This is a genomic window from Kitasatospora sp. NPDC093558 (assembly GCF_040683475.1).
Taxonomy (GTDB): Bacteria; Actinomycetota; Actinomycetes; order Streptomycetales; family Streptomycetaceae; genus Kitasatospora.
The window spans coordinates 1-3,710 of the sequence record NZ_JBFBDY010000612.1; the positions used below are offsets into that span (position 1 = coordinate 1).

Consider the following 3,710-nt stretch of genomic DNA (forward strand, 5'->3'; position numbering starts at 1 on the left):
CGGGGTGTGGCTGGTGGACCTGGCGCCGGTGCACGAGTCGTCGGCGGTGCCCGGTGCCGTCGCGGCCGCACTCGGAGTGGCGGACGTGGGCGCCCGCGGGGTCGAGGAGCTGCTCGCCGCGCACCTGTCCAGGAGGCGGGTGTTGCTCGTGCTGGACAACTGCGAGCACCTCGCCCCGGCGTGTGCGCAACTGGCGTGGCACCTGCTGTCGGCCGCCCCCGAGCTGCGGATCCTGGCCACCAGCCGGGAGGCGCTCCAGCTCACCGGTGAGCACGTCGTGGACGTCTCCTCGCTCCCGGCCGACGACGCGGTGGAGCTGTTGCGCCGGCGGGCCGTCGCGGCGCGGCCCGGCTTCGAGGTCACCGACACGAACCGGCCGCTGGTGGCGAGGCTGTGCGCGGCGCTGGACGGGCTGCCGCTGGCGATCGAGCTGGCCGCCTCCCGGCTGCGCACCCTCGGCGCGTCCGTGAAGCCGATCACCACCGTTCCCTGTGGCGGGAGTTGGCCGCGCGACATCGCGCTCACGCCCGACGGCCGTCTCCTCTTCTGCGCCAATCAGGGCTCCGACACGGTCACGGCCTTCCACCGTGACCCGGCCACCGGCCACCTGAGCCCGGCCGGGGAGCCCCTGGCGATCACCGAGCCCACGTCCGTCCTGCCGATCGCCGGCTGAGCCGAGGCACGAGGTGCCCGGCGAGGGAGCCGCCGGGCACCCGACGGATATGTGAGCGTTCACAGAATATGTGAGCGTTCACAGCCGACCCCTTGACACCGCTGCGCCGCAAGCCTCAGGATCGGCCCTGTGAACCTGTCAGACAGCCAGACAGCAGGATCGGCCCCGCGCCGCGTGAGCGCGATGGAAGCCGTGTTCGGCCACCTGCGCAGCGCCATCGAGCGCGGCGAGTACGTCGTGGGGGACAAGCTCCCCTCCGAAGCGGAGCTGTGCCGCACCCTTGAGGTCAGCCGGCCCGTGCTGCGCGAGGCGCTCCGGGCCCTCCAGGCCATGGGCCTGACCGTCTCGAAGACCGGCAAGGGCACCTTCGTCGTGGCGAACACGGTCGAGGACCCCACCTTCGGCGACTACGCGGCCAGCGACCTCCTGGAGGTGCGCCGGCACGTCGAGATCCCGGTCGCCGGGTACGCGGCGCTGCGCCGCACCCCGGAGGACCTGGACCACCTGGCCCACCTGCTCGACCGGATGGAGCGGGAGACGGACACCACCGCGTGGGTCGCGCTGGACACCGTCTTCCACCTGGCGGTGGCCGAGGCCTCCCGTAACCCGGTCTTCCGCCGGGTGATCGAGGAGATCCGTGACGCACTGGCGCGCCAGTCCACCTTCCTCAACGAATTCGGCGGCCGGCGCGAGCAGTCGAACTGCGAGCACCGGGCGATCGTCGAGGCGCTGGTCGACGGTTCCGAGCCCGACGCGGTCGCGGCGATGTCCCACCACCTCCACCGCGTCGAGGCGACCCTCACCGACATCGTGCACCCAAGGCGCACGGACACTCCCACGGAAGGCTGATCCGAGGCGTGAGCGAGCAGTTCCTCAAAGACGAGCAGTTCCTCAAAGACGAGAAGCGCCCCACGACCCGTCACGTCGACGCCGGTGACACCGGCTACAGCAAGTCCTTGAAGCCCCGGCACGTCAACATGATCGCGATCGGCGGAGCCATCGGCACCGGCCTGTTCCTCGGCGCGGGCGGACGGCTCGCCGAGGCGGGGCCCTCCCTGTTCGTCGCGTACGCCGTGTGCGGCGCCTTCGCCTTCCTCGTCGTGCGCGCGCTCGGCGAGCTCGTCCTGTACCGTCCGTCCTCCGGCGCCTTCGTGTCGTACGCGCGGGAGTTCCTGGGCGAGAAGGGCGCGTACACCGCGGGCTGGATGTACTTCCTCAACTGGGCGACCACCGGCATCGCCGACATCACCGCCGTCGCCACGTACGCCCACTACTGGCACCTGTTCTCCGGCGTCCCGCAGTGGGTGATAGCGCTCACAGCCCTGGCCGTGGTGCTGACCGTGAACCTCATCTCGGTGCGGATCTTCGGCGAACTGGAGTTCTGGTTCGCCATCGTCAAGGTCGGCGCGCTGGTGGTGTTCATGGGCATCGCGATCTTCCTGCTGGTCACCCGGCACCCGGTCGACGGCGCCGTCCCCGGTCCGTCCCTGATCACCGGCAACGGCGGGATCTTCCCCAACGGCCTGATGTCGATGCTGCTGATCATCCAGGGCGTCGTCTTCGCCTACGCCTCGGTGGAACTCGTCGGCGTCACGGCGGGGGAGACCGAGAACCCCGAGAAGATCATGCCGAAGGCGATCAACTCGATCATGTGGCGCGTGGGCCTGTTCTACGTCGGCTCGGTCCTCCTCCTGTCGATGCTGCTGCCCTGGAACAGGTACGGCTCCGGCCAGAGCCCGTTCGTGACCGTGCTCTCCCACATCGGCGTCCCGGCGGCCGGCGGCGTGATGAACCTGGTGGTCCTCACCGCGGCCATGTCCTCGCTCAACTCCGGCCTCTACTCCACCGGCCGCATCCTGCGCTCCATGGCCGTGAGCGGCTCGGCCCCCCGGTTCACCGCCCGCATGAGCCGCACCCAGGTGCCGTACGGCGGCATCCTGCTGACCAGCGGCATGTGCGTCCTCGGCGTCGGCCTCAACTACGTCGTCCCCGCCGACGCGTTCGAGATCGTGCTGAACTTCGCGGCGATCGGCATCCTCGCCACCTGGGGCATGATCATGGTCTGCCACTACCTCTTCTGGCGCAGGACCCGCCAGGGCGAACTGACCCGGCCCGGCTACCGGCTGCCCGGCTCGCCGTGGACCGAGCTCGTGACGCTGGCCTTCCTCGTCTCCGTCCTGGTCCTCATGTACGCCGACGGCGGCGCCGGACGCACCACCGTGCTGTGCCTCCCGCTGATCGCCGCAGCGCTGGTCGCCGGCTGGTACGCGATCCGCGGACGGATCGCGCGCGCCGCCGCCGGCACCGACGACTGAACCCTGACGGACCCACCACCGATCAGCAGCACATCTCCACCACCGATCGAGGCAGTCATGTCCAGTGCAGTCATGTCCAGCAGCGGCCTCGCGGACGCGCCCGCGATCCGCGAGCCCCGCCACGTGCCCGTCGCCCACCTCACCCGGGGCGGAGTGGTCGAGGGCGCCCACCACGGCTCCGTCGTCGTCCTCGGCGGCGACGGCGAGGTCCGGATCCGGCTCGGCGACATCGAGGCCGCCTGCTACCCGCGCTCGGCCCTCAAGCCGGTCCAGGCCGTCGCCATGGTCAGGGCCGGGCTGCCGCTCGACGGCGACCTGCTCTCCCTCGCCATGGGCAGCCACTCCGGCGAGGAGCGCCATCTCGCCGGAGCCCGGCGGATCCTGGACCTCGCCGGCCTCCGCGAGGACGACCTGCGCAACGTGCCAGACCTGCCGTACGGCCCGGCCGTCCGCGACACCTGGCTCCGGGAGGGCCGCCCGCCCTCCCGGCTCGCCCAGAACTGCTCGGGCAAGCACGCCGCGATGCTCTACCTCTGCAAGCTCAACGGCTGGCCGACGGCCGACTACGACGATCCCGCCCACCCGCTCCAACGGGTGATCGCCGCGACCGTCGAAGAGCTCACCGGTCAGCGCGTCGCGCACGTCACCGTCGACGGCTGCGGCACCCCGCTGTTCGCCGTCTCCCTGCACGGCCTCGCCCGCGCCGCCGCCCGCATCGCCAC

General features: G+C 71.3%; 4 protein-coding genes. All 4 read left to right on the plus strand.

What is annotated here, in order from left to right; translation table 11 throughout:
- A partial coding sequence (locus AB0O00_RS32430; RefSeq protein WP_363657889.1) for a beta-propeller fold lactonase family protein occupies positions 1-673 on the plus strand: 673 nt, incomplete at its 5' end.
- Between the two features lie 183 nt (positions 674-856).
- Entirely contained in the window at positions 857-1,522 is a 666-nt protein-coding gene (locus tag AB0O00_RS32435; protein WP_363657893.1) for a FadR/GntR family transcriptional regulator, read from the plus strand.
- Between the two features lie 8 nt (positions 1,523-1,530).
- Entirely contained in the window at positions 1,531-2,988 is a 1,458-nt protein-coding gene (locus AB0O00_RS32440; RefSeq protein ID WP_363657891.1) for an amino acid permease, read from the plus strand.
- 72 nt (positions 2,989-3,060) lie between these two features.
- The coding region (locus AB0O00_RS32445) for an asparaginase (RefSeq protein ID WP_363657895.1) at positions 3,061-3,710 on the plus strand (650 nt) is incomplete at its 3' end.

Bases quoted from the DNA above. Each gene is read 5' to 3' on its own strand.
- AB0O00_RS32435 (WP_363657893.1), top strand. From the start codon at position 857: ATGGAAGCCGTGTTCGGCCACCTGCGCAGCGCCATCGAGCGCGGCGAG.